The 24,738-nt window shown below is 70.6% G+C and carries 20 protein-coding genes and 2 pseudogenes; 13 read left to right on the top strand and 9 right to left on the bottom strand.

What is annotated here, in order from left to right; all coding sequences use genetic code 11:
- The first annotated feature begins 376 nt into the window (after positions 1–376).
- The 4 genes and pseudogenes from ACIQFX_RS08100 (at position 377) to ACIQFX_RS08085 (ending at position 3,626) form a co-directional block, all read left to right on the top strand.
- Positions 377–1,351 carry a hypothetical protein gene (locus tag ACIQFX_RS08100; RefSeq protein WP_402459965.1) on the top strand — a complete coding sequence of 325 codons (975 nt, stop codon included), beginning with the start codon at positions 377–379 and terminating at the stop codon, positions 1,349–1,351.
- A gap of 54 nt (positions 1,352–1,405) precedes the next feature.
- Positions 1,406–1,648, top strand: a complete 243-nt coding sequence (locus tag ACIQFX_RS08095; protein ID WP_402460725.1) for a hypothetical protein — start codon at positions 1,406–1,408, stop codon at positions 1,646–1,648.
- The gene (locus ACIQFX_RS08090) at positions 1,591–1,989 is read left to right on the top strand and encodes an amidohydrolase family protein (protein WP_402460685.1); all 399 of its coding nucleotides are present in this window, start codon (positions 1,591–1,593) and stop codon (positions 1,987–1,989) included. Before ACIQFX_RS08095 ends, ACIQFX_RS08090 begins: the two co-directional genes overlap by 58 nt.
- A gap of 201 nt (positions 1,990–2,190) precedes the next feature.
- Positions 2,191–3,626: pseudogene (locus tag ACIQFX_RS08085) on the top strand (DUF2252 domain-containing protein).
- A 28-nt stretch (positions 3,627–3,654) separates the two neighbouring features.
- On the opposite strand, the gene ACIQFX_RS08080 reads toward ACIQFX_RS08085, so the two are convergent.
- Entirely contained in the window at positions 3,655–3,843 is a 189-nt protein-coding gene (locus ACIQFX_RS08080; RefSeq protein ID WP_402459963.1) for a hypothetical protein, read from the bottom strand.
- A 439-nt stretch (positions 3,844–4,282) separates the two neighbouring features.
- On the opposite strand from ACIQFX_RS08080, the pseudogene ACIQFX_RS08075 reads away from it, so the two are divergent.
- From ACIQFX_RS08075 to ACIQFX_RS08045, 7 genes and pseudogenes are all read left to right on the top strand, one after another.
- Positions 4,283–4,921, top strand: a pseudogene (locus ACIQFX_RS08075) (cation:proton antiporter); the annotation flags it as partial.
- A gap of 1,149 nt (positions 4,922–6,070) precedes the next feature.
- Positions 6,071–7,600 carry a gluconokinase, GntK/IdnK-type gene (locus tag ACIQFX_RS08070; RefSeq protein WP_402460683.1) on the top strand — a complete coding sequence of 510 codons (1,530 nt, stop codon included), beginning with the start codon at positions 6,071–6,073 and terminating at the stop codon, positions 7,598–7,600.
- A 24-nt stretch (positions 7,601–7,624) separates the two neighbouring features.
- Positions 7,625–7,768, top strand: a complete 144-nt coding sequence (locus tag ACIQFX_RS08065) for a hypothetical protein (protein ID WP_402459961.1) — start codon at positions 7,625–7,627, stop codon at positions 7,766–7,768.
- A gap of 170 nt (positions 7,769–7,938) precedes the next feature.
- Positions 7,939–8,778 carry an SDR family oxidoreductase gene (locus tag ACIQFX_RS08060; RefSeq protein WP_402459959.1) on the top strand — a complete coding sequence of 280 codons (840 nt, stop codon included), beginning with the start codon at positions 7,939–7,941 and terminating at the stop codon, positions 8,776–8,778.
- Between the two features lie 42 nt (positions 8,779–8,820).
- Positions 8,821–10,302, top strand: a complete 1,482-nt coding sequence (locus tag ACIQFX_RS08055) for a cytochrome ubiquinol oxidase subunit I (RefSeq protein WP_402459957.1) — start codon at positions 8,821–8,823, stop codon at positions 10,300–10,302.
- On the top strand, positions 10,299–11,357 hold the full coding sequence (locus tag ACIQFX_RS08050; RefSeq protein ID WP_402459955.1) for a cytochrome d ubiquinol oxidase subunit II: 1,059 nt from the start codon (positions 10,299–10,301) through the stop codon (positions 11,355–11,357). The genes ACIQFX_RS08055 and ACIQFX_RS08050 overlap by 4 nt, the downstream gene beginning before the upstream one ends.
- A gap of 61 nt (positions 11,358–11,418) precedes the next feature.
- Positions 11,419–13,194, top strand: a complete 1,776-nt coding sequence (locus tag ACIQFX_RS08045; RefSeq protein ID WP_402459953.1) for a cation:proton antiporter — start codon at positions 11,419–11,421, stop codon at positions 13,192–13,194.
- A gap of 12 nt (positions 13,195–13,206) precedes the next feature.
- Here the strand turns inward: ACIQFX_RS08045 and ACIQFX_RS08040 are convergent, their stop codons facing one another.
- Positions 13,207–15,057: a glycoside hydrolase family 15 protein gene (locus ACIQFX_RS08040; protein WP_402459951.1), complete on the bottom strand. Its 1,851-nt coding sequence runs from the start codon at positions 15,055–15,057 to the stop codon at positions 13,207–13,209.
- Positions 15,058–15,803: 746 nt separating this feature from the next.
- Here ACIQFX_RS08040 and ACIQFX_RS08035 point away from each other — a divergent pair.
- A complete protein-coding gene (locus ACIQFX_RS08035; RefSeq protein WP_402459949.1) occupies positions 15,804–16,415 on the top strand; it encodes a hypothetical protein in 612 nt (203 codons plus the stop codon).
- Between the two features lie 205 nt (positions 16,416–16,620).
- On the opposite strand, the gene ACIQFX_RS08030 is transcribed toward ACIQFX_RS08035, so the two are convergent.
- Positions 16,621–17,262, bottom strand: a complete 642-nt coding sequence (locus ACIQFX_RS08030) for a universal stress protein (RefSeq protein ID WP_402459947.1) — start codon at positions 17,260–17,262, stop codon at positions 16,621–16,623.
- 318 nt (positions 17,263–17,580) lie between these two features.
- Here ACIQFX_RS08030 and ACIQFX_RS08025 point away from each other — a divergent pair, with 318 nt between their 5' ends.
- Positions 17,581–18,903 (top strand): DUF2254 domain-containing protein, encoded by a 1,323-nt coding sequence (locus tag ACIQFX_RS08025; protein WP_402459945.1) that lies wholly within the window; start codon positions 17,581–17,583, stop codon positions 18,901–18,903.
- Between the two features lie 188 nt (positions 18,904–19,091).
- Here ACIQFX_RS08025 and ACIQFX_RS08020 read toward each other — a convergent pair whose 3' ends face one another.
- The 6 genes from ACIQFX_RS08020 to ACIQFX_RS07995 form a co-directional block, all read right to left on the bottom strand.
- Positions 19,092–19,736 carry a dihydrofolate reductase family protein gene (locus ACIQFX_RS08020; RefSeq protein WP_376481490.1) on the bottom strand — a complete coding sequence of 215 codons (645 nt, stop codon included), beginning with the start codon at positions 19,734–19,736 and terminating at the stop codon, positions 19,092–19,094.
- Positions 19,737–19,985: 249 nt separating this feature from the next.
- Complete coding sequence (locus ACIQFX_RS08015) at positions 19,986–20,429, bottom strand: SRPBCC family protein (protein WP_402460681.1); 444 nt, start codon at positions 20,427–20,429, stop codon at positions 19,986–19,988.
- A gap of 195 nt (positions 20,430–20,624) precedes the next feature.
- Complete coding sequence (locus ACIQFX_RS08010; protein ID WP_402459942.1) at positions 20,625–21,209, bottom strand: helix-turn-helix transcriptional regulator; 585 nt, start codon at positions 21,207–21,209, stop codon at positions 20,625–20,627.
- Between the two features lie 661 nt (positions 21,210–21,870).
- A complete protein-coding gene (locus ACIQFX_RS08005) occupies positions 21,871–22,365 on the bottom strand; it encodes a hypothetical protein (RefSeq protein ID WP_402459940.1) in 495 nt (164 codons plus the stop codon).
- A 94-nt stretch (positions 22,366–22,459) separates the two neighbouring features.
- On the bottom strand, positions 22,460–23,431 hold the full coding sequence (locus ACIQFX_RS08000; RefSeq protein WP_402459939.1) for an alpha/beta hydrolase: 972 nt from the start codon (positions 23,429–23,431) through the stop codon (positions 22,460–22,462).
- Complete coding sequence (locus ACIQFX_RS07995; protein WP_402459938.1) at positions 23,343–24,722, bottom strand: M1 family metallopeptidase; 1,380 nt, start codon at positions 24,720–24,722, stop codon at positions 23,343–23,345. Before ACIQFX_RS07995 ends, ACIQFX_RS08000 begins: the two co-directional genes overlap by 89 nt.
- Positions 24,723–24,738: the final 16 nt, after the last annotated feature.

The following is a 24,738-nucleotide window of genomic DNA, read 5'->3' as shown; positions in this document are numbered from 1 at the left end:
CCGTGATCCTCACCCGCTACGCCACCCCTCCCCACCGACCGCACCACCGTCGCCGAGCGCAGGAGGGCGCCGGCGTCGCGGGGCTGAGGGCGGACGCGCAGCATGGAGGCATGGCTGTACTCCCGCTCCCGGGGAACCGTTCGACGGCCTGCGTGCCCAGCGCACCAGACCATGACCGGGATCCCGCTCAAGGGGCCCTCTTGCAGGCGCCGACCAGGAGAGCTTCGGAACCCATCCGCGCCTGGACCGACGCTGCCACCGCGTTCGCCCCGCATCCACGAAGGATCTCGGGGACAGCGCTGCCCCACCCTGCGGCCTGCCCTACTTCGACTACGCTCCCCTGCCGGCCCACGCCCTCAGTACGCCTGGAGCCCGTATGTCCCACCGTCTGCCGCCCGGCCTGCCCCGAACGGCCTGCGCAACGCTCGCGGCCATCCTGACGGCCGTTCTGGCCACCGTGCCGACCGGCCCCGCCCCTGCCTTCACCGGCGGCAACCACGAGGACATCACCAGGGCCGCACTGCCCTGGCAGCCGATGACGCTGACCGAGATGGCCGATGCCCGCGACGGGGCGATCAACGCCAACGACCACCCTCCATACTTCGATGTCGGCCCCCTGCACTGCGACAACGCCGACTACCTCGAGCCCCGCTACGCCCCCGCCTACCCCCGCACTCGGGACGAGGCGACCACCGAGCTCCTCGCGTGCATCCGTACCTCCGTAACCCGCTTCCGCAACGCGGTCGAGGCCGCCGACGGCCTCGTCGACGCCCACGGCAAGGTGCGCGCCGACCAGAGCGACCTGGCCTCGCACTGCACATGGGACGAGAAACCCCAACGGGCCAAGTGCGACGTCCTCGAACAGCTCGGCCGCGGCTGGCACCAGATCGAGGACTTCTACTCGCACTCCAACTGGACGGACCGGGCCGCCCCTGGTCAGGTCGGGCTCGAAAACCCACCCGGACTGGAGCGCACCGAGGTCGCGCCGTTCCTCGCCATAGGCCGCTACAGCGCCATGAAGGACGCCGACTGGACCCGGGACGCACGCGCCCTCATTCCCGTCGACCTCACCACAGGCTGCTACACCGATGTCGATTCGACGGGTGTCAAACCCGCCGACTGCGAAGGCCGCGTCTCCCACAACCGCGCGCTGAACAAGGACACCGCCACATCAGCCCGCTCCGAGACGGACGACAACTTCCGGCACGCCACGGCCGGAGCAACCGCCGAGATCACGCGCCAGTGGAACGATTTCAAGGCCGACCTGCTCAAGACGTACCCCGATCACCGGCGCGGCGCCCAGATGATCTGCGCTCTCGTCCACGACGACCCTGCCAGCGCCTGCCCCTGACGGGGCAGGCGCCCCTCGTACAGGCTCCCGCCGACCGAGTCCGGGTCGGTCAGCGTGTACGAGACGGAGGACCCGCTCGCCGACCTCACCGCCCCTTGCCTACGGCGCATCGCCCGTCACCAGGCCCGCCCCGCCCCCGCTTCCATGGACAGCATGGAAGCGGCAGGCCGGCCGGGCATCGAACTGCTACGTGCTCTCATCACGGCCCGGCTCGGCGACCGGCACAGCGCCTCCGAACCCTGTACGACACCCGGCACCTGCGCGTTCCGGACTACGTCCGCGCCCACCCTGCGCTGACTGGCCACCGGCCGCACCGTCGGCGGGGCGGCCCTACACCCGCCCGCCAGTCGATCTCCCGGGAGCAGGCCCTGGAGCTGTACACCCTCGGCGGGGCGCGGCTCACCGGCGAGGAGGAACACAAGGCCGTCCTAGGCGAAGGACGGTTCGCGGATTTCGCCGTCCTGTCCCACGACTACTTCGCCGTACCGGTCGACGACATCCCGCACATCGAGTCCCCGCTGATCGACCTCGTGCTGATCGGCGTGGCGGCCAAGCTGCGGTGGCAGGGGGGCCGCCGCCGGACCGCAGCGCGAGCCCGCTGCCGTGCCTCCCAGGCGAGAGGCCGGGATGCGACCTAGGGTTGAAGGGAGTTCCGCCACGGCACTCGCCGTCGCCATCGCGGATGCCGAGATCGAGGCCCGGGCTGAGAGCGGACGGCCCGCCCGGCATCGACGCCGGGCGCGGCCCGACGTCGGAGGAGGCTGCCGAGCCGTTCAGGCTCCCGCTTGCCCTGTGCCGGACATCCCGGACAGCCACAGCACCAGGCAGGAGAGTCCTCAATGCCTCAGAACCCGACCTCTGCGATGCGCGCGGCGGCCCACGCCACACCCAAGGAACGCGCGACCCTCGGCAGGAAGGCCCGGCGCCGCTCGCCGCGGTCGGGCCACGCCGTGTACAAGCCGTCGCCCGGGAGGACGGATCCCCTGGCGATCCTGGAGGCGCAGTCCGCGGCACGAGTGGCCGAACTCGTGCCTATCCGCTACGGCCGGATGACGGAATCCCGTTCCGTTTCTACCGGGGGGCTGCCGCGATCATGGCATCCGACCTGGCCGGCACCCCGCGCTCGGGACTCACGGCCCAGCTGTGCGGGGACGCCCACCTTCTGAACTTCCACCTGCTCGCCTCACCGGAGCGGCAGCTGATGTTCGACATCGACGACTTCGACGAGACACAGCCGGGCCCCTGGGAGTGGGACGTCAAGCGGCTCTCCGCGAGCTTCGTCATCGCGGGGCGGGCGAACGACTTCGACGACACCGAGCGTGCCCGAATCGTCCGTTCGACGGTTCGTTCGTATCGCGAGGCCATGATCCGCTTCGCGGGGATGCGCACCATCGACGTCTGGTACGCGAAGATCGATGCGGACCTCCTCGAGTCCCCGGCAGCGGGCCGGCTCCATGCGACGAAGCACGGTCGGAGGAACCTGGCCCACGCGCTGGCGAAGGCCCGTACCCGCGACAGCCTGCAGGCTTTCGACGAGCTCACCGAGACGGTCGACGATCGGCCCAGGATCTCGGCGGACCCCCCACTGCTCGTCCCGGTCGGCGACCTGCTGCCGGACGTCGAGCGCGCCACGCTCGAGCGCCAGTTCCGCGGCCTGATCGAGCGGTACGGCCGCACTCTCGCTTCCGACCGGCGCACCCTCCTGGAGGACTACCGACTGGCGGACGTCGCCCACAAGGTGGTCGGCGTCGGCAGCGTCGGCACCCGGTGCTGGATCTTCCTCCTGCTCGGCCGGGACGACCAGGACCCGCTCTTCCTCCAGGCCAAGGAGGCCGACGCCTCCGTGCTGGCCGCACACGTCGGCGCGAGCCGGTACCGCAACCAGGGCGAGCGGGTGGTGTCGGGCCAGCGGCTGATGCAGGCCACGAGCGACATCTTCCTCGGCTGGGAGCGAGTGGACGGGATCGACGGCAAGAAGCGCGACTTCTACGTCCGCCAGTTGCGCGACTGGAAAGGCATCGCCGTGCCGGAGAGGATGCGGCCGAAGGACATGCAGGCGTTCGGCGAACTGTGCGGGGTCACACGGGCTCGTGCGCACGCGCGGTCCGGCGACCGCATCGCGATCGCCGCGTATCTGGGCGGCGGCGACTCGTTCGACCGAGCCCTCGCCACCTTCGCGGAGGCGTACGCCGACCAGAACGAGCGAGACCACCAGGCCCTGGTGGACGCGGTGCGCGCAGGCCGGCTGCCCGCGGAGGAACTGCCGGCGTCCTGAGCCGCGGATGGCAGCCTCGCCATGTCGCTCAGGGGCAGCTCGAAGTCGGCTTGTCGTGGACGAGGGCGCAGGTCATCTGCTCGCCGCGTCGGTGGTCCGGGGAGGCGGTGCGCAGTTCGGCCTTGAAGCCGTTCCACTGGCGAGTCGTCTCGGCGGTGGCCCCGGATACGGCGGGGCTGAAGTTGTCGCCGGTGTTCCAGGACGTCGCACTAGGCACGGTCGGAGCTCTCCTTCCACGTGCAGGGGGAGGAGAGATCGCTCTGGTCGGCCAGAGGGCCGAGGAGGAGTACCCGCCGTGGTCATCGACATGCTCCACCGGGAGACGGCACGCCCGGGCGGACCGTACCGGCGAGTCTTGGCTACGCCGTGCTCGCACACGTCTACGGGGCCGACGTCGACCCGTCGTTCCGCACGGCGCTGTCCGGCGTGTCCCCCGTCGACGTCGGCAGAGCGGGGATCGCCGACCTGTAGAAGGGGGCCCACGGGCGATCATCCGGAGGTCTGGGGCATGAGTAGTGGTGCTTGGGCAGGCGCCGCAGTCGGTGCCGTTCTCGCCCCGACCGACGCCGCTCTCGGCAGGACAGGCGATCACCCACCCTCGCGTTCCGGCGCTCGCGCGTCACGGACTGAATGTCGAGAGCGGCCTGAACGACGGCATGGTCCTGCCCTTCCTCCTCCTGTTCCTGGCAGCCATCCCCGGCACCCAGTACGCGGAGGAAGGAGTGGTCGGCGTCTTCTGGCAGGCTCTGGTCCTGAGCACCGCGCTGGGATTGCTGGTCGGATGGCTGGACGGCGCACTCCTGCAGTGGTCCAGGGCCAAGGGATGGATCACTCGGGCATGGCGTCGCCTCTATCTGCCGGCCGTGGCGGCCGGGGCGTACGAACTTGCCGTGGTGACGGACCGCAGCGGCTTCATCGCCGCGTGGGTCGCCGGGTTCGCCTGCGGGTTCGCCATGCGGCAGCACTCGACCGGGGTCGACAAGCAGAACTCCGACCACACGGCCGAATTCACCGAGGACCTCGGCGAACTCCTGGCCGCGGTCAGTCTTCTCGTCTTCGGAGCCGTGCTGCTCGGCCCCGCGCTGGAGCACTTGAGCTGGCGGATCGTCCTGTACGCGGTGCGCAGCCTCACCGTGGTCAGGATGCTGCCGGTGGCTCTCTCCCTCGCCGGGAGCGGGCTGCGGCTGCCGACCGTGGCGTACATCGGCTGGTTCGGGCCGCGTGGTCCGGCCTCCGTGGTCCTGGCGCTGCTGGTGGTGGAGGATCCCGTCCCCGGGGTGGAAATGCTGGGGAGCGTCGTCGCGATCACCGTCGGTCTCAGCGTCCTCCTGCACGGCGTCTCGGCCGTGTCCCTCGCCGAGCGCCACGGCCACTGGCACGAGAAGGCCGCAGCCGCATCTCGTGACCTGCGCGAGGGCACCCCCGTACCCGACACTCCGGCACGCGGCAGGCTCGGTCGGCCGGACCGGTCGGAGACTGAGACAGCGGCATCCGTCCGTCCGCGAGCCCGGCCTGGTGTCGCCGGCGGAGGCCCAGGCCTGCACGTTCCACGTCATGCAGTTCTGCCGGCGGGAGTCGTAGGCGCCGAAGGACTCCCTCCGGGCGGGCCGGGTCGCCGGGGCGAACCGGTCCAGGCGGGTGGTGCTGCCCTCGGCGTACGTGTTGTCGCCCGACACCATCGACCACGGCGGCGGTCCGTCGACGCCCTGTGTGTGGAAATCCCTCCGGACCTGGCCCGGGGTCACCCACTCCGTGCGGGTGCCCGGGTGCCACTCGAGCTCGGGCATGCCGAAGGACGGGCTGAGGCTGAAGTCGGGCCGGTGGCCTTCCGCGAGCCGGCCGCCCGCCGCCGCGTAGTAGCGGGCGTCGATCCGGGCGAGGTCACGCTCGCTCGGCTTGTAGACCAGGGCGCGGTCCGGCACCTGGCCGGGGTGGTCCCGGGTCAGGTCGTGGAGCCGACGGCGCTGTCGGGCCGGTCGACGTCGGCGATCTGCTCGCCGTCGGCGGTCGTGGTGACCGTGTCGACGTCCCCGGTGACCAGGGCGACCTGGTGGGTCGCCGAGGGCTTGGCGGGAGCGGTGGGCTTGGCCCGAGCGGCTTGTGCGGGTGCCTGCGGAACGACGAGCGTCGAGGCCCGGCAGGGGCACCGCGATGACCGCCGCGATCAGCTCCCGGCGTCTGCGCCGGAAAGCGGAAGGACGGGAAGGGGATTCCATGGCATGGGTCTGTCGACCGGGGAACGCCGTCGTGAACGTCCCATGACGGCAAGTCCTCGCCACGGCAAAGGCTTGTCAGTCGTGAACCACGCGATTCCGGGCGGAAAGACGTGGCAGGTCGCGGGTACCGACATGCGCCGGGGGACGACGGGGGCCAGATTGGAGATATCCGACCCGCCGGACGGAGACGTCTCGGCGGGCAGACGACATGGAGGAGCCTGTCAGACCATGGCTCGCGAAGAAACGACAGATGGGTCGCCGCGACTGGTTCTCGTCGTCGGCGTCGCCGGGTCGGGCAAGTCCACGGTGGGTCGTCTTCTCGCCGAGCGGCTGGGTTGGGCGTACCGGGACGCGGACGAGTTCCACTCCGAGGCCGACCGCGCCAAGATGGCTGCCGGCCATGCCCTCACGGACAGCGACCGGGAGCCGTGGCTCGAAGCGATCAGGGAGTGGATGGACCGGGCGACCGCGACCGGTCAGCGGGCCGTCGTCACCTGCTCGGCGCTCAAGCGTCACTACCGGGACAAGCTGCTGGCAGGGCGGCCCGACACTGTTCTGGTGTACCTGCACGGCTCGCGCGAGCGGCTGGAGTCCCGGCTGGCCTCGCGGCACGGTCATTTCTTCCCGGCGGCCCTGCTGGACAGCCAGCTCGCGGTCCTCCAGGAGCCGGAGCCCGACGAGCACCCGGTGGTGGTGGAGATCGACCAGCCTCCGGAGGCCGTCGTCACAGCCGTGCTGTCGCTGATGCGCCGGGACTCCGGTGTCGGGGTTCCGGCGGACGGGCCGGGCCCGGAGCGGGCCGTCCGCGCCGTCGTACGCGAGAGTTCTTCCGCGTCCCCCAGCCTCACGGGCGCGTCGTGGCGGTTGGTCCGGGAAGAGCAGAGCGCGGAAGTGGTCCAGCTGGGCGGCGCCCTGCGCGACTACGTCGTGAACGGCCGACCGCTGCTCGACGGGTTCTCCACGGGGTCCACCGTCACGGGCGGGCGCGGGCAACTGCTCGTCCCCTGGCCGAACCGCGTGGGCGGCGGACGCTACCGCTTCGACGGCAGGGATCTGCAACTCCCCCTGACCGAGGTGGAGAAGGGCAACGCGATCCACGGACTGCTTCGCTGGACCCTGTGGGAACTGCTCGCCCGCACCGCTGACTCGGTGACGCTGGGCACGACGCTCTGTCCCCAGCCCGGATATCCGTTCCTCCTCGATGTCCGTGTCGAGTACCGGCTGGGGGCCGACGGGCTCGGGACGGCGGTCCGGGCCACCAACACCGGTACCGATCCCGCGCCTTACGGGGTGGGCCAGCATCCCTACCTCACGGTCGGCACCGAACTCGTCGACAGCGCCGTGCTGACCGTTCCGGCCCGGACCCTGCTGCGTACCGACGACAGGGGCCTGCCGATCGGCCAGGAGCCCGTCGAGGGCACCCCGTACGACTTCCGCACCGCCCGCCCCATCGGCGACCTGCGACTGGACACCGCCTTCACCGGACTCGACCGCGATCCCGACGGGCGGGCGATCGTGCGGCTGGCGCACCCCTCCGGGCGGCGGGGCGTCGATCTGTGGCTGGGCGAGGGCACTCGCTGGGTGCAGGTGTACACGGGCGACACCCTGGCCGAACCCGAGCGCCGGCGACGGGGAGTCGCCTTGGAGGCGATGTCCTGTCCACCGGACGCCTTCCGGAGCGGCACGGACCTCACCGTCCTGCAGCCGGGCGCGACCCACGTGCTCCGCTGGGGGCTGAGCCCTTGGGGGTACGCGTGACACCGTCCGTCGAGGACGGGCGACATGACCGCGCACGATTTCCGGGCGCTCTACGAGCGGCTCCGGAGCCGGGCGGCGCCGCCGGCGGTGGACGGCCGGTGCGGCGCGCTCCGCCATCTCACACCTGAGCGGGTGGTGGCGGCCGCCTCGGAGGTCCGGCTGGGATGAGATCGGCGCGGCCGGGCCCGTAGGTGGTCCGTCCGGACGAAGACGCTGGGCTCAACGGTCCAAAGACGATGCGGAGGAGATGCCGACCGCCTCATCGGGTGATTGCGTGAGCTGCCCGGCCACCCCGGCCCCGGGCGCAGGGCGACCGCGCAGCGAGGAGGCAGGACGGCATGGATTCCACGGTGGGAGCGCCGCAGAGCGTGATCCCGGCGCGTTTGCTGCACGGCCAGAAGGCTCTGGTCACCGGGGCCAATTCGGGCATCGGCAAGGCCACGGCCATCGCCCTGGGCCGAGCCGGAGCCGACGTGGTCGTGAACTACGTGGCGGGCCGCGAGGCCGCCGAGGAGGTGGCCGAGGAGATCGCCTCGTTCGGGGTCCGCTCGGCGGCCTACGAGGCCGACGTGTCCCAGGAGGACCAGGTCGTCGCCATGACGGACCGGATGGTGAAGGAGTTCGGCACCATCGACATCCTCGTGGCCAACGCGGGACTGCAGCGTGACTCCGCGCTCACGGAGATGACCCTCGCCCAGTGGCAGAAGGTCATCGACGTGAATCTCACCGGTCAGTTCCTGTGCGCCCGGGAGGCGACCAAGGAGTTCCGGCGCCGGGGCGTGAACCCCGAGGTGTCCAAGGCCGCCGGGAAGATCATCTGCATGAGTTCGGTGCACCAGGTCATCCCCTGGGCGGGGCACGTGAACTACGCGTCGTCCAAGGGCGGCGTGCAGATGATGATGCAGACCCTGGCCCAGGAGCTCGCACCCGAGAAGATCCGCGTGAACGCGGTGGCCCCGGGAGCGATCAGGACGCCGATCAACCGCGCGGCCTGGGAGACGCCGGAAGCGCAGAAGGACCTGCTGCGGCTCATCCCGTACGACCGCATCGGCGACCCCGAGGACATCGCGAACGCCGTCGTCGCGCTCGCGTCCGACCTCATGGACTACGTGGTGGGGACCACGCTGTACGTCGACGGCGGCATGACGCTCTTCCCCGGATTCGCCACCGGCGGGTGACCGTCTCCCGGCCTGTCACGTCCACGAACAGCGAAGGCTTGCATGTCCACGTCGCTCCACCTGCTGGCGGATGCCCCGGCCCAACTGCTGCCGGCCCGGGAACTCATGGCCTTCACCCTGGCCTCCCACATCATCCTGGTACCGCTCGGCGTGGCCTTCCCCTTCATCACCCTGGTCATGCACTACCGCGGACTGCGCCACAAGGACGCCACGGCACTGCTCCTGGCACGGCGCTGGTCGGCCGTCATGGCGGTGCAGTTCGCACTCGGCATCGTCACCGGCACGGTGCTCTCGTTCGAGTTCGGTCTGCTGTGGCCCGGCCTGATGGGGCGGTGGGGTGACGTCTTCGGCGTCGGATTCGGCGTCGAGGCCTGGGCCTTCTTCCTGGAGGCCGTGCTCATCGCCATCTACCTGTACGGATGGCGGAGGCTGAAACCGCGGACGCATTTCCTCCTCGGGCTGCCCCTGCCGTTCGCCGCGCTGCTCGGAGCGTTCGGCATCCTGGCCGCCAACGCGTGGATGAACACGCCGCAGGGCTTCTCGCTCGACTCCGAGGGCAATCCGGTCGACGTGGACGTCTGGAAGGCGATCTTCACGCCGATGTTCGGCCCGCAGTACTGGCACTTCGTCGTCGCGATGATCATCACTGCCGGGTTCATGGTGGCCGGCGTCTACGCCACGGGCTGGCTGCGCGGCCGCCGGGACCGCTACCACCGGCTCGGCTTCGCCGTTCCGTTCACCATCGCCGCCGTCGCCACCCCGGTGCAGTTCGTCCTCGGCGACTCCATCGCCAGGTCGGTGTTCCACAAGCAGCCGGTGAAGTTCGCAGCCATGGAGATCGTCTGGAAGACCGACACCCGGGTACCGGAGTACCTCTTCGGGCGCCTGCAGGAGGACGGCACCGTCTCGGGCGGCATCAAGATCCCCCTGCTCGACTCGGTCCTTGCCGGGTTCAGCCCGGACACCGAGGTGGTCGGACTGACCTCCGTCCCGGCCGACCAGCGGCCGACGGCCACCCAGGCGACCATCGCCCACTGGGCCTTCGACACCATGGTCCTGATCGGATCCGTGCTGGTGCTGCTCGCCCTCTGGTACGGGTTCGTCTGGTTGAGGCACCGCCGACTGCCCGCCTCGGCGTGGTTCTACCGAGCGGCCGCCTGTGCGGGCGTGGCCTCCGTGGTGGCCGTCGAATGCGGCTGGATCGCCACTGAGGTGGGACGCCAGCCCTGGATCGTGTACCAGAACATGCGGGTCGCCGAGGCCGTGACCTCGACCCGCTCCACCACCCTGTGGATCATGCTCGGCGTGGTGATGGCGGTGTACGTGTTCCTCTTCGGCTCGTTCCTCGTCATCCTGCTGAAGATGCGCACGCGGTGGCGCCTCGCCGACCGGCAGCAGGCCGCCGCAGGGACGGGCCGTCCGCCGGAGGACGACCTCCCCTACGGGCCGCGAGCCCCCCTTCCCGTGGGAGACGCCCCTCCCACCGGAGACGGAGCCGGGCGGCCCGGGGGTGACCGCTCGTGACCGCCGACCTCATCGCCGTGGTGCTGCTCCTGGCCGTGACCGCGTACGCCTGCGCCGGTGGTACCGACTACGGGGCCGGCTTCTGGGACCTGACGGCCGGCGGGACGGAACGCGGCCGGCGGCCCCGGTGGCTCATCGACCACGCCATGGCCCCCGTCTGGGAGGTCAACAACGTCTGGTTGATCTTCGTCCTCGTCATCATGTGGACCGGTTTCCCCGTCCTGTTCCAGACCGTGTTCTCCGCGATGTGGCTCCCCCTCGCCCTGGCCGTCGTGGGCATGGTCCTGCGGGGCGCCGGATTCGCCTTCCGCAAGCCGACCCGACGGCTCGCCGGCCGACGGTTGTACGGTGCCCTGTTCGCGGTGGCGTCCGTCGTCACGCCGTTCTTCCTCGGGGCCGCCGTCGGCGGGGTCGCGTCGGAACGCGTGGCTCCCGGCACCGAGGCCTCGGCCGACATCTGGACCAGCCCGACGTCGCTCGTGTTCGGGCTGGTCGCCATCGTCACCACGGCGTTCCTCGGGGCGGTGTTCCTCACCGGGGACGCCCGCAGGTTCGACGCGCCCGATCTGGTCGGCTACTTCAGGCGGCGGGCGCTGAGCTGTCTCGCCGCGCTCACCGTCCTGGCAGTGGTCACCGCGTTCGTCACCCACGAGGACGCCCCCTACGTGTGGCACGGACTCACCCACGGCCTCGGGCTGTTCTTCGTCGTCCTGGCCGGAGCAGCCGCCCTCGCCACCCTGGTGATGCTCCTACGGCCTCCGAGCACCTGGATGCGTGTCACGGCGATCGGCGTCGTCGCGTCGGCCGTCGTCGCCTGGGGTATGGCCCAGCGCCCCTATCTGCTGCCGACCTCGCTGACCGTGGCCGACGCCGCAGGCGCGCCCGCCACGCTGACGTGGCTGGCGATCGTCACCCTGGTGGCCCTGGTCGTGGTCATGCCGGCCGTGGTCCTCCTCTACTGGCTCGACACCCACGGTGAGCTCGAAGAGCTCACCGACACCGAGCTGCGCAAGGGGAGCGGCACCACGGGTGACGACGCGGCACCCGACCTCTGATCGCCCGTTCGCACGCGTCCTGGACGCCCCTCACGCCCGGACTCCGAGGAAGGAAGCCGCTGTGACCGACGACGAGATCCTTCTCGGCCTCGCCCTGACGGTGGTGCTCGCCACCGGATCGCAGATCCTGGCCAGCAAGCTGCGCGTCCCCGCCCTGATCATCCTGCTTCCCGTCGGGTTCGCCGCCGGCGCGATCACCGACGTCGTCCACCCGGACAGACTGCTGGGTCCGGACTTCTCCGCCCTCGTGTCGCTGTCCGTCGCGGTGATCCTCTACGACGCCGGGCTGGGACTCGACCTGCGCAAGCTCGCCCACCACACCCGAGGGATCGTGGGCAGGCTGCTCGTGTACGGCGTGCTGCTCACCTTCCTCGTCACCGGCGCGGTGGCACCGGCGATGTTCGACATGCCCCTGCGCGTGGCCGCGATGCTCGGCATGATCCTCGTCGTCTCCGGGCCCACGGTCGTGGGGCCGATCCTCGACTTCGTGCGGCCGAGCGACAAGGTACGGCGCATCCTGATCTGGGAAGGGACGCTGACCGACCCGATCGGCGCCATCCTCGGCGCCCTCACCTTCCACGCGGTCGCCTCGTCACACCGCATCGACATCGGTCGGGGTTACCAGCTGGGTCAGTTCGCACTCAGCCTCGCCGTCGGGATGGTGGGCGGAGTCGTGGGAACCGCTCTGCTGTGGTTCACCCTGCGCACCCTGCGACTCGGCGAGACCCTCGGAACGCTGGCACAGCTCGCCATCGTGATCGGCGTATCGGCGGGCTGTGACGTCGTGCGGGACGACACCGGGCTCATCGCCGCCATCCTGGCGGGACTGGCCGTCTCCAACATCCGCGGCTTCGACATGCCCTCGCGCCGGCCCTTCCTGGAGACTCTGGTCCAGCTGATCATCGGACTGCTGTTCATCTCCATCTCCTCCACCGTGTCCCCGGCGTCCCTGGTGCCGGTACTCCTCCCTGGGCTCGGACTGATCGCGATCCTCGTCCTGGTCGTCCGGCCGATCGTGGCCTTCGGCGCCGCGGCGCGCACGGATCTCTCACGGGGGGAGCGTGCCTTCGTCGGGTGGATGGACCCACGCGGCATCGTCGCGGCAGCGACGGCCTCGGCCTTCTCCGCCGGCCTGGTGCAGCGGGGGGTCACCGGGGCCGAGGAGATCCTTCCCGTCACCTTCCTGGTGATCGTGGGAACCGTTCTCCTGTACTCGCTGACGGCGGCCCCGGTGGCCAGACGGCTGGGCGTCGTCAGAGCGGAGGGCACGCGCGTCCTCCTGGTGGGCGGCGAGCCGTGGGTGGTCGACCTGGGCAGGGCCCTGAGATCCGCCGGCCTCGACGTGCTGATGTGGGCGGGACTCGACGAAGAACGCGAGGAGATCAAACAGGCGGGCCTCGACCTCGCCAAGGGCGATCTGCTGGCCACGGCCATCAACCCCGGGGCTCGTCTGGAGGGCGTGACGGCCGTCTTCCTGGCCACCGACGACGACGACTTCAACGCGCTCGCCTCGATCGTGATGCAGGACAACGTCGAGGGTCCCGTCTACCGGGTGGGGCCACCGCACGACAGCCACGGCGTGGTCGCTCCCTACACCGGCGGCGACATCCTCTTCGGCCGCTCCCTGGTCCGGCACGTCCTCGCGGAACGCTACGGACGGGGTGCCCGGTTCGTGGTGCAGCCGGCCGCCGCCCCGCTGCCGCCGGAGTACGACACGCTCTTCGTGGTGCGGGCGGACCACCGGCTGGATCCCGTCACGGAGAGACGGGAGACCGTGCCGCAGGAGGGTGACACCGTCGTCCTCCTCGGGCCCGCGACGACCGCAGCATCGCCCTGAGGGCCCCACGGCCTACGGTCCGGCGCGCCGCGGCTCTCGGAGCATCGAGTCCAGGGTGATCGCTGCGTCGATGAGGGCCAGATGGGTGAAGGCCTGGGGAAAGTTGCCCAACTGCCGTCCCGTCAGGTCGATCTCCTCGGAGTACAGCCCCAGGTGGTTGGCGTAGGTGAGCATCTTCTCCAGCACCAGCCTGGCCATGTCGGTGCGTCCGGCCCGGGCCAGGGCGTCGACGTACATGAACGTGCACAGGGAGAAGGTTCCCTCGGAACCGCGCAGCCCGTCGGGCGACGCCTCGGGGTTGTAGCGGTAGACGAGGCTGTCACTGACCAGTTCGCGCTCCATCGCGTCCAGGGTGGACTTCCACATCGGGTCGTCGGGGGTGATGAAGCCGACCGTCGGCATGCGCAGCAGCGACGAGTCGAGCACGTCGTCGCCGTAGTGCTGTACGAAGGCCTGCTTCCCCGGGTCCCAGCCGCGGTCGTACACCTGCGCGTAGATCTCGTCCCGTGCGTCGACCCAGCGTCCGCCGGCCGCGGGACGACCGTCGTCGTAGGCGATCCGCAGGGCGCGGTCGAAGGCCACCCAGGACATGACGCGACCGTAGGTGAAGTCCTTCCGGCCCCCGCGCGTCTCCCAGAGACCTTCGCCGGGCTGGTCCCAGTGGTCGACCAGCCAGTCGAGCAGGGTGTGCAGGGCCTTCCAGCCACCGTGGTCGAGGTGCATGCCGTGCTCGTGTGCGAAGTAGATGCTGTCGAGGGCCTCGCCGTAGATGTCCAACTGGAGCTGCGTCGCCGCTCCGTTGCCGATGCGGACCGGAGCGGAGCCGCGGTACCCCTCCCAGTGGCCGAGGGTCTCCTCGACCAGGTCCGCCGAGCCGTCGACCCGGTACATGATGTTCAGCGGCCCGGAACCGTTCTCCTGGCCGACCTCCTGCTTCACCCGCGCGTGCAGCCAGTTGATGAACGCGGACGCCTCTTCCTTGAATCCCATCCCCAGCAGGGCGTACACCGAGAACGAGGCGTCCCGGATCCAGGTGAACCGGTAGTCCCAGTTGCGCTCCCCGCCCAGTTGCTCGGGGAGCCCCGCCGTGGGTGCGGCGACCAGGGCGCCGGTCGGCGCGTAGGTCATGAGCTTCAGCGTGATGGCCGACCGTTCCACCGCCTCCCGCCAACGGCCGGAGTAGGTGGACTGTCCCAGCCAGGAGCGCCAGAAGCGGACCGTCTCGTGGAAGAGGCGCTCGAACTCCTCCAGGCGCACCTCGCGCGGAGGCCCGTCGGGGGCGGATTCCATGACCAGGCCGCGCTGCTGCCCCGCCCGCAGGCTCAAGGAGAAGCGCAGGTCGTCGTTGTCGCCCGGGAGGATGGCCAGCAGCCGCTCTTCCTCCGGCTCACGGACGGCGTGGACGGCCAGGTCCAGGTCCTCCGAGCGGAACAGGGCGCCACGCTCGGAGATGTGCAGTTCGTGCGGCTTGCGGCCGTAGTCGAAGCGCGGGGCGATCTCCCCTTCGAACGTCATGCTGCCCCGTACGCAGCGGAGCATGCGGACGATGCGGTGCCGGTCGGTCGCGGTGGTTCCGGTCACCGGCATGAAGTCCACGACCTCCCCCGCCCCGGCCTCGGTCATGAAGCGCGTCACCAGGACGGCGGTGTCCGGATGATAGAGCTGCTTCGTCGTGTACGTGTCGGCGACAGGCCGCACGGTGAAGTGGCCGCCCTTGTTCCGGTCGAGCAAGGCGCCGAAAACGCTGGGCGAGTCGAACCGCGGACAGCAGAACCAGTCGATCGTCGCATCGGTCGTCACGAGGGCCGCGGTCTGCAGATCACCGATGAGACCGTGGTCCTCGATCAGGGGATAGTCGTCCATGGTGGACCCCTTTCAGCCCCCGTCGACCACAATCGGGGCACCGTCACTCCCCGGACGGAGTGGACCGGAGCGGCACCCGATCAGCTTAGGCCGACCGTGTCTGCCCGTCCTGGCGAGGGCGCCGCCCGGAGCCGGCGGGGACCGCCGCTGCGCCGGCTCGGGAAGCCAGATTCAGATGGCTGCGAGGCAATACGTCAGGGCCGGCCTGCGCATCGTGCCGATGATCGGTCTCGTCCTCGGCACCCTTCCCGCCGAGCTCGCCCTCACCGCCGACAGCACGGGCTGGCCGCCCAGTGGCGGGCACCATTCCGCGACGACGGCGACGGCTGGTTCCGCACCGGCGGCCCGGCACGTCGTGATGCTGGTGCTCGCTCTGGGAACGACGCCGTCCAAGGACGCGCTGACCGGCCGGCGCAAGGAGCGGACGGCGGGCCGCAAGTACCCCGTCCGGCGGAGTTCCTCGATGTCCTGCCCACCAACGCCACGGGGAAGATCCTCAAGCGCGATCGGGCCGAAGTCCTTCGGTGGCGCCACACGACGCATCGGCCGCCGGACGAGGACATGCGGCGTCGCTCCGGTCGCGAGACCCGGCGAGAGCACCTTTGCTGGGCGGGCGACGGACGCTCCGCCGCTCGCGGCCACCCGCGGACCGCTCTGCAGGAGATCCGTATGGAAGCCCAGCCCTGGCCGGTGCCAACGACGCTCGGCGTGGCCGGGTTCGTCGCCGGGAAGGAGCCTCGGTCCCCGTGAGCGCACCGCGGGAAGGCGAACAGGGCCGCCGGATCCGTCCCCGGCGCGTTCGCCTGCTCCTGCCCCTCCTGCGTTCAGCGGCCGTGGTGACGGCGGCCACCACGGCCTACTTCCTGCTGCCCCTCGACAGAGACCTCGACCAACACACGGGCACCGTGCTGGTCCTGGGGATCATGGCGATCGGCGCACTGCTGGCCCTTCAAGCCGTCAGCATCATCGGATCGCCGTACCCGCGGCTGCGCTCCGTGGAAGCCCTGTCCACCGCGGCCCCCTCCGAAGAGCCCGTGGAGGCCGACCGATTGCGGGACCTCCTGCGGAAGCCCGCCCATCGCAAGGTCCTGGTGTTCAGCGCGCTCATCGGCGTCCCCCTCTCGCTGGCTGCCTTCTGGTTCCTCGCCGGCCTGCACGACCTCGAACACGTGATGTGGGCGGACCTGCCGAGGGCACTGGGCTGGGACACTCCACCGGCCTGGTGGCCGCTGCCCCTGCTCGCCGTGGCCGGAATCGTCGTGGGCCTGCTGGTGACCCATCTGCCGGCGCTGGCGGCCACGTCCCGACGTACGGCCTGCACGCCGGCGAGGCCTCGGCCAGCGCCTTGCCCGGGGTGATCATCGCGGCGTTCGCCAGCCTCCCGCTCGGTGCCGCCCTCGGCCCGGAGGCGCACCTGATCGCGCTCGGCGGCGGTCTGGCCCTGCGTGGCGGACTCCGCCTTCGTACACCGCCTGAGGACAAGGCTGCGGGCGACGGGGCTGTACGGGGCCGGGGCGCCGTACACGGCCGAGCCGTACAGGGGTGAGCGCCCCCGTACAAGGCTCAGCCCTGTACGACCCCGGGGTGTCGCCGGCCGCGGGCGTGCTCGCCTCCTTCGCGACCTTCTGGGTCGGCTTCCCGTCCCGACAGCTCGGTGGCGTCGTCTTCGGTCACTTCGGTGACCGGATCGACCGCAAGGGCACGCCGGTCACCACCCGCGCCGAAGGGCCGCAGCTCAGAACCTAGGGTCGTTCGAAGGCCTGCAGTGCACCACCGAACGAGAACCACCGGGCGCTCTGCTTCGGCGACGACCTCCTGTCCCACGGAACCGATGATGAAGCCGCGGACGCTACCCAACCCGTGAGAGCCCACGACGAGCAGCTCCGCCTCGGCAGCGGCGAGCAACACGCTGACGGGGGCGTCCTCGACCTCGTCGGCGGTCAGGGCGAGGTCCGGATGCCGAGAACCGACGTGTCGCCCGGTAACGGCGAGCACGCTCTCCGCCGCGCCGGCACGGTCTTCGTGCGACACCTTCATCGCCCCCAGCTGATGCTCCGCCCACCGTGTGGCGTACACCAGCCGTAGACCACCGTCGCGCAGTTCCGCCTCGGCGGCGGCCCAGTCCAACGCCGCCGTGCTTCCTTGAGAGCCGTCCACTCCCGCAGTGACAGGTAGGGACACGCTGCTCTCCTCGCCTCGGACCATCGCCGAACGGCATCGCAGGGGCGCCTAAGGGCATCCGTGTGCGAGGGCACCTGGTCACGAAGCTACCGAGCCGCTGAATCGATGGTGCCTGGAGCGTTCGGCGACGCTGACGAAGTGCCCCGTCTGGCGGATGCCACTGCTACGCCCGTCCTTTCGCAGTCCAGCGTCTGCGTCCGGTGCAAGCGGGTCCACGGCTTTCCGTGTCCGCTGCGCGCGGGGCCGGGAATCGCCCTACCGTGAGAGGGAGGGAACCCGTCGAGGGAACCCGGCGTCGGTCGTGCCTCGAGCGCACCTCCTCCTCCCGCGAAGGGCCTGGGCATGGGTGTCATGACGTCCTGGGCGGACAGGTTCAGGTTGCGGCAGTACGTCAAGGCCAGCCTGTGGATCGTGCCGATGATCGGTCTCGTCCTCGGCGCCCTTCTCGCCGAGGCCGCCCTCGCCGTCGACAGCGCGGACTGGCCGCCGAGCGGCTGGCACTACTCCGCCGCGACCGCGAGCGGCGTGCTCACCGCCATCGTGGGCGCGATGGTGGCGCTGCTCGGGTTCGTCGTCACGATCGGCGTGCTGGTGGTGCAGCAGGCCACGGGAACCCTTTCCCCCCGGTACATGCGCCTGTGGTACCGGGACCGGCTGCAGAAGGCGGTTCTGGCGACCTTCACGGGGACGTTCTCATTCGCCTTCTCCCTGCTGCGCAGCATCGAATCCGCATCGGTCCCCGACCTCGGGGTCACCCTGGCCGGCGCGGCGGTGGCCGTGAGCCTGGTACTCCTGCTCGTCTACCTCAACCGGTTCACCCACAGTCTCCGGCCGGTGGCCATCGCGGAGTTGGTCGCCCGCATGGGAGAGACCGTCTTCACCGAAGGCGCCGCGGCGATCCGGGGCGCCGCGCCCCGCGGAGACGGAGCCGTACCGTCCGACGGTTCGGTGCTGCAGATCCGTACCGTGCGCGGCGGGGCCATTCAGGCCTTCGACGTGCGCGGTCTGATCGCGGAGGCGGCCCGCCACGACTGCGTCTTCGTGGTGACCCGGCTGATCGGGGACTTCGTACCGCCCGGAACCGTGCTGGTGGAGGTCCGTGGGGGCACGTCCAGACCCGACCCGGAACGGGTGAACAGTTTCGTCGCCCTCGGGGCCGAGCGCACGATCGAACAGGATCCCGCCTTCGCGCTCCGGGTCCTCGTGGACATCGCGATCAGGGCCCTCTCTCCCGCGGTGAACGACCCGACGACCGCGGTGCAGGTCCTCAACTACATCGAGTGGTTCCTGCACACGGTCGGCGGCGCGCGGCTGCCCGGACGTTACGTACTGGCCGATCGCGACGGGGACGCCCGGCTGGTGCTCCCGGGCCGGGACTGGGACAACTACCTCGAGCTCGCCGTCTGCGAGATCCGTGACTACGGCGGTTCGTCCGTGCAGATCTGCCGCAGGCTCCGGGCCATGCTCGACGGCCTGCTCGACGCCCTGCCGCCGTCGCAGCACTCCTCCGTGCGCACGCAGTCGCTCCTCCTGCAGGAGGCGATCGAGCGCGAGTTCGCCGACCCCGCCCGCCGGGCCATCGCGGAGCAGGCCGACCACCAGGGCATCGGCGGGCAACACCCTGCCGCGACCGGAAACCGGACCATTCCCGGACCACATGGCTGACTTCATGCCCGCTGGCGATCGTTTCCGCTGATCAGGCACATGCCGATGTTGTACCACCAGCAGACGAAGAATCTGCTGGTCAGCTACTCGCCGAAGAAGCCCGGATTCTTCCAGAGGCAGGGAATGGGGCTTCTGACCTGGTGAAACATGCGTCAGGCGCCCCTCGCCGTACACGGATCCAAGGGGCTTCAGTCGTCGCTTCCAACACCGCGATCGGGTGCGCTCATGTCTCCCGTGGCGGGCATGCCGTCGGCAAGCCCGTAGCGCAGGAACACGGTGCCCTTCGGGCTGGCTACCGGAGGTGCGAGGAGTGTGAGGTTGCTGGGCACCGCGCCAGCGTCGAACACCGTCTTCCCCACTCCGAGCACGATGGGGTGCAGCCAGAGGTCGAGACGGTCGAACAGCTTCTCGCGCAGAAGGGTCTGCACGAGGTTCAGGCTCCCGACGACCTTCACGTGCTCGTGCCGGTCTCGGATCTCGCGCACGGCGTCGGCGAGGTCCGGGCCGAGATGCGTGGACCCGGCCCACGAGAGGTCGGGCGTTCCGCGCGAGGCCACGTACTTCGGCACCCTGTTGAAGAGCGTGGCGATTTCGTTGTCCTCGCCCCCCTCCTGGTGCGGCCAGTAGGCGGCGAAGATGTCGTACGTCCGCCGGCCGAGCAGGAGAGCATCCGTGCCTTCGTACGCGGCCAGGATCTGCGCCCCGGCGACCTCGTCCAGCAGGGGCGCCTGCCAGCCGCCGAACGGGAAGCCCACGGGGTCCTCATCCGGGCCGCCGGGCGCCTGCGCGACGAGGTCGAGGGTCGCGAACAGTTCGATCTGGATGAGGCCCATGGCTTACTCCTGGTGAGTCGTTTACGTCCGTCAGGGATCGACTCGTGGGCGGCCGCCGGGCGTCGGCCTCACAGCGGCGATGTTCACCTCCGGCACGGTCATCAGTCGGGCGGACGCTCGTCCGATCTCGCCCACCACTGCCCAAACCGGAACTGGTCGCCGGGTTCACATCCCCATCGACAAGAACCGTTCGAGGGCGAACCCTCGCTCCAGGAGCTGCATGTCACGCGGCCTCGGGCCGCCGCTGGGTCAGGACCGCTCGACGGCGGCCTTGATCCGGAGACCGAAGTCGGGAGCATCTTTACGAGCCGCGCGAAGCGCCGGTCCCAGCAGGATTCGGCCAAGTCCGTGGCCTTCGAGCACGTTGAAGATCCGCACCCGGGTGCGGCCGTCAGACAGCGGTTCGAGGTCATAGCCTCCCTCGGCCGTGATGAGGTTCTTGCTCTGCTCACTCCAGCGGATCGTGCGTGGCACGTCCAGGCTGGTGATGCGGAACTCGCGGGAGGTCTTCATCCCGGCGTCCTTCACGGTGCTGCGGAAGACCGTCCCGACAGTGGTAGGGCCGTCCGGAGTCTTCGTGATCTCCAGGACCCTGGGGCTGAACTCGGGATCGTTGCGGCCGTCGACGAGGTAGGCGAAGACTTCCTCCACCGGGCGGTCGACCTCGACGCTGGACTCGAACTCTCCGGACATTGCGTCTCCTCGCTGTGTGCCCGGCGCACGCTTCACGGCCAGGATCCCAGAGAGATCCGACTGCTGCCTCCCGGCCGCAGGGCAGCGGGGTGGGTGCCGGTCCCCCGTGCACGTCTCCACGCTGCGCCGATATCCGGCACCTCGTACCGAACCTGCGCGCCATTCTGCTCGACTGACTCCGTTACCAGGTCACCGTCAGGGCGTCGCGGAGTTCCGCCGGGCGCGGGCGCTCTCACGCCAACGGCTCGGCGGCTCCCCGTACGCCGCCCGGAACGCCTTGCTGAAGTGGGCTGGGCTGGTGAACCCCCATCGGGCGGCCACCACGGACACCGGGAGGTGGTCCCTGTCGGTGCGTGCGAGCTCCGCACGGCATCCCGAAAGGCGGCGCCCGCGTACCCGGCGGCCGAACGTGGTGCCCTCGGCCTGGAAGAGCCCGTGGAGATGGCGCGGGGAGATGTGGTGCTCCTCGGCGAGCACGCGCGGTGACAGCTCAGGCCCGCCGAGCCGGGCCCCGGCCGTGGCCTTGATCCGCTCGATCGTGGAGGTGGGGCACGGTGCATCCCCCTGCCGATGGGCAGCGGCCGCCTGGTGCGCCGCCAACGCGGCGAGGAGACCCACGACGGTACGGGCGAGGTCCTCGCGCCCGTACGGGGAAGCGTGGCCGAGAGCCTCCCGTACGAGGCCGTGCACGAGCGGGAGCAGCAGCGCCGGCGTCTCGCCCGACGTCTCGGCAGCGATCTGGAGTGCGCCCGTCCGGTACGCGGTGAGAGAGGCGGCCACTCCTCCGGAGCCGCTCCTATGCCGGCTTCCACGGGGACGTAGCACTCCGACAGGGCACGCCGCCAGGCGGCCGACCGGTCCTCGGGAGGCATCGTCCCGGTCGAGAAGACCAGGTGCGCCGGGGTGGGCGCCAGGTGTGAGCGTCCCGTCATGTCACCGCGGTCCCTGCGGGGAGTGCCGGGACCATTCGCCCCGCAGCCACTCGGTGGGTGACATGCCGTACTCCCGTCGGAAGGCCCGCGCGAAAGCGGCCGGTCCGGTGGAGCCCCAGCTGCGCGCGACCGCCCCCGGAGTCGCCCCGGCGCCCGAGGCCCCTCCCGCGCCCTGGAGGACGCCCGACAACTCCCGCCGGCACCCCTGGAGGCACAGCCCGCGCGTCCAGCGGCCCATCGAGGTGCCTTCGGCCTGAAACAGGCGGTGCAGGTGCGGACCGAGATGCCGTGGGCCCTGGCGACGGTCCCTGGTGTGAGGCCCGGGGACTCCAGGTTCCAGCGGATGAACCGCTGCACACTCAGCAGCAGGACCCGCTCGGCACCGGGCAGTTCCCTCGAGTGTCGGCCCAGCTGCTCGGTCGCCACGACGGACAGCAGGTCCACGGCGTTGTCGGCGAGCTGATCGGCGACCGGCTGCTCGTACGCCCGCCGGATGTTCGCCAGGCGACTCAGGAACGGGGAGACGAGGCCGTGAGTCCCTGAGTCGGGCGCAGCGTCCGCGCCGTGATCCGGTGCAGCTCAGCCTCGGACAGACCGGGACGGTCACGAGACACGGCGAAGATGTCCAGCTGAAAGCGATAGGGAAAATGGGTACGGAACGGGCGGACAGTCTCGAAGAAGGCGGCGTCACCGGGGCGCATCTCCATGGTGCGGCCGTCCTGTTCCACGTGGGCGCGGCCGCTGGCGAGGACGGCGACGAAGACCTCCCGACCGTCCCCGCGGGCGATGTACCGGGGTGACCGGTGGACCGTTCCGAGGTCGCACTCGACCGTGGTGACGCGCAGGCCGCCGAGGCGGTCGGCACGCATCTCGGCGTCGCAGGTGCCGCCGTCCGTGGCAATGTCCATGCCCACGAGCTGCGCGAGGACAGCGCCGTGCCAGTAGTCGAGACTCTCGTGGAGCGGGACCGTCCTGGTCGACAGCACGCGTCCGCTCGGTGTCATGACGGCTGCGCCCCGCCGCCGGTCATCGCTCTCGGGAGGCCTTCTCATCTCGCTCGGCATGGCATCAGCCTGCTGTCGCTCCCGTGCCCACGCATCAGTCGGTCGACTGGTCCGACGACGGACCCGACGGTGAGCCGGGCCGTTCACCGTTCAGGTGCTTCTGGAGAAAGGCCCCACCCATCCGTACGGCCGCGCGAGCGGGGACGCTGTCGCGGAGGGCTTCGAGCGACACGAAGTCATGCACCGTGCCCTGGAACCGTACGGTCGTCACGTCGACGCCCGATCCCCGGATTCGCTCCGCGTACTCCTCGGCATCGTCGCGCGCCACATCGGCCTCCGCGGTGACGACCAGTACGGACGGCAGGCCGCTGAGCTGCTCAAGGCTCGCCCTCAGGGGCGACACCATCGGCTCGTCGAGCAGTACTGCGCCGCCCGCGAAGATCAGCCAGTACTCACGCAGGGCTGCTCGGGTGAGCAGGTGTCCGGTGGCGAAGCGCCGCTGGGAGGGGGTGGCGCAACGGGCGTCGGTCAACGGGTAGCAGAGCAGTTGCGCCTGGATGCCGGGACCGCCGCTCTCCTTCGCCACCCTCGCGAGTGTGGTCGCCAGAGTCGCCCCGGCGCAGTCACCGGCGACCGCGACCCGGTCCGCGTCCAGGCCCAGCCGCTCGGCGTTATCGACGGTCCGTGTCAGCAGGGCGTGACACTCCTCGATCGGGACGGGGTGTCGCGCCTCGGGGGTGCGACTGCATTCGGGGACGCCTGCCGTGATCCCCGCTCCGCGCGCCGGTTCACCGATGAGCCGGGCGTGGGTGTGCGCGTCCCCGAGCATCCACCGTCCTCCGTGGACGTAAAGGACGAAGGGCGACCGCGCGGAAACGCCGCGCGGCCGGAAGACCCGGAATCCCACCGGCCTCGTCGGCCCGACGGGCGCCACGTGGAGGCGGTCTCCACCCCCGGCGTCCTCGACTCGGCTCGTCTCACACTCCTCTCGGCCCGCCGATCGTGGGCGGATTCCCGGGGCGGGCCGGGATCGGCGGGGCGGGCAGCGGGGGGAGGGAGGGCTCATGGAGCCAGGACGAGAGCAGGCCGTCCAGCGGGGCGGCCGCGTAGCGGGCCACATGGGCGGCGAAGCCCGCGGTGGTCACCACGCCGTGGCGGTTCACGCCGGCCCAGTCGCGCAGCATGCGGAAGAACGCCCCGTCACCCAGCGCGCAGCGGATCGCGTGCAACGCCAGGCCCCCACGCTGGTACAGGCGGTCGTCGAACATCAGCTTGCGGCCGGGGTCGGCCAGCACCAGGTCCTGCGGCTGCGCGGCCAGCAATCGGTGTGCGGCAAGTGCCAGTTCATGCGCGGTGCGACCACCGGAGCGCTCCGACCAGAGCCATTCGGCGTACTTCGCGAAGCCCTCGTTCAGCCAGATGTGTCGCCAGTCGGCGATGGTCACGCTGTTGCCGAACCACTGGTGCGCGAGCTCATGGGCGATGAGCCGCTCCGAACCCCGCACGCCGTCCACATGGTTGGCTCCGAACAGGGCCAGCCCCTGGGCCTCCACCGGCACGTCCAGGTCCTCGTCGGCGACGACGACCGCGTACTCGCCCAGGGGGTAGGGGCCGAACAGTTCCTCGAAGAGCTGCATCATCGCAGGCTGCCGGGCGAAGTCCCGGGAGAACTTCGGCAGCAGATGCGCCGGTACGTGGGCGCTCTGCGGAACACCGCCGAGTCCGGGGTCGCCGAGCAGCACGGTCTGGTACATGCCGATGGACAGGCCGACCAGGTAGCTGGAGGTCGGGGCGGTCTGCTCGTACACCCAGGTGGTCGTGGAGGCCTTGGTCGTCCGCGTCAGCAGCCGGCCGCCGGCCACCACCGCGTACGCAGAAGGGGTGTTGACCGAGAGCAGGTAGGAGGCTTTGTCGGCGGGCCGGTCGTTGCACGGGTACCAGGAAGGCGCGCCGACCGGCTGGCTCGCGACGAGCGCGCCGTCGGACAGCTCCTCCCAGCCGAGGCCGCCCCAGGGGCTGCGTACCGGCCTGGGGTTGCCCGACCAGTGCACCTCCACGGTGAAGGCGACGCCGGCGGCGAGGGGCTTGGCCGGCCGGATGCGCAGTTTGCCGCCCCGGTGGGTGTAGCGGGGCACCCGGCCGTTCACCTGGACCCGGCCGACCTTGAACTCGGCCAGGTCGAGGGCGAACTCGGTGAGCTGCGCCCGGCCGACGATCGCGCTGAGCCGGGCCGTTCCGGCCAGCCGGTTGGGGCCGGGGCGGTAGTCCAGGGCGATTTCGTACCGGTGCACGCGGTATCGGGGATCGCCGCTGGCCGGGAAGTACGAGTCCGACGCCGTTGTCCTCTGGCCGCTCACTGCCGCTTCCGCTCCC

The sequence above is a fragment of the Streptomyces sp. NPDC093089 genome (assembly GCF_044754405.1).
In the GTDB taxonomy this organism is placed as follows: Bacteria; Actinomycetota; Actinomycetes; order Streptomycetales; family Streptomycetaceae; genus Streptomyces.
This window is presented reverse-complemented; position numbering and strand designations above follow the sequence as displayed.

What these genes read in the sequence shown, in the direction of transcription:
- ACIQFX_RS08100 (WP_402459965.1), top strand. Translation starts at nt 377, where the DNA reads ATGTCCCACCGTCTGCCGCCCGGCCTGCCCCGAACGGCCTGCGCAACG.
- ACIQFX_RS08070 (WP_402460683.1), top strand. Translation starts at nt 6,071, where the DNA reads ATGGCTCGCGAAGAAACGACAGATGGGTCGCCGCGACTGGTTCTCGTC.
- ACIQFX_RS08065 (WP_402459961.1), top strand. Translation starts at nt 7,625, where the DNA reads ATGACCGCGCACGATTTCCGGGCGCTCTACGAGCGGCTCCGGAGCCGG.
- ACIQFX_RS08060 (WP_402459959.1), top strand. Translation starts at nt 7,939, where the DNA reads ATGGATTCCACGGTGGGAGCGCCGCAGAGCGTGATCCCGGCGCGTTTG.
- ACIQFX_RS08055 (WP_402459957.1), top strand. Translation starts at nt 8,821, where the DNA reads ATGTCCACGTCGCTCCACCTGCTGGCGGATGCCCCGGCCCAACTGCTG.
- ACIQFX_RS08040 (WP_402459951.1), bottom strand. Translation starts at nt 15,057, where the DNA reads ATGGACGACTATCCCCTGATCGAGGACCACGGTCTCATCGGTGATCTG.
- ACIQFX_RS08030 (WP_402459947.1), bottom strand. Translation starts at nt 17,262, where the DNA reads ATGGTCCGAGGCGAGGAGAGCAGCGTGTCCCTACCTGTCACTGCGGGA.
- ACIQFX_RS08025 (WP_402459945.1), top strand. Translation starts at nt 17,581, where the DNA reads ATGGGTGTCATGACGTCCTGGGCGGACAGGTTCAGGTTGCGGCAGTAC.
- ACIQFX_RS08020 (WP_376481490.1), bottom strand. Translation starts at nt 19,736, where the DNA reads ATGGGCCTCATCCAGATCGAACTGTTCGCGACCCTCGACCTCGTCGCG.
- ACIQFX_RS08015 (WP_402460681.1), bottom strand. Translation starts at nt 20,429, where the DNA reads ATGTCCGGAGAGTTCGAGTCCAGCGTCGAGGTCGACCGCCCGGTGGAG.
- ACIQFX_RS08005 (WP_402459940.1), bottom strand. Translation starts at nt 22,365, where the DNA reads ATGACACCGAGCGGACGCGTGCTGTCGACCAGGACGGTCCCGCTCCAC.
- ACIQFX_RS08000 (WP_402459939.1), bottom strand. Translation starts at nt 23,431, where the DNA reads ATGAGCCCTCCCTCCCCCCGCTGCCCGCCCCGCCGATCCCGGCCCGCC.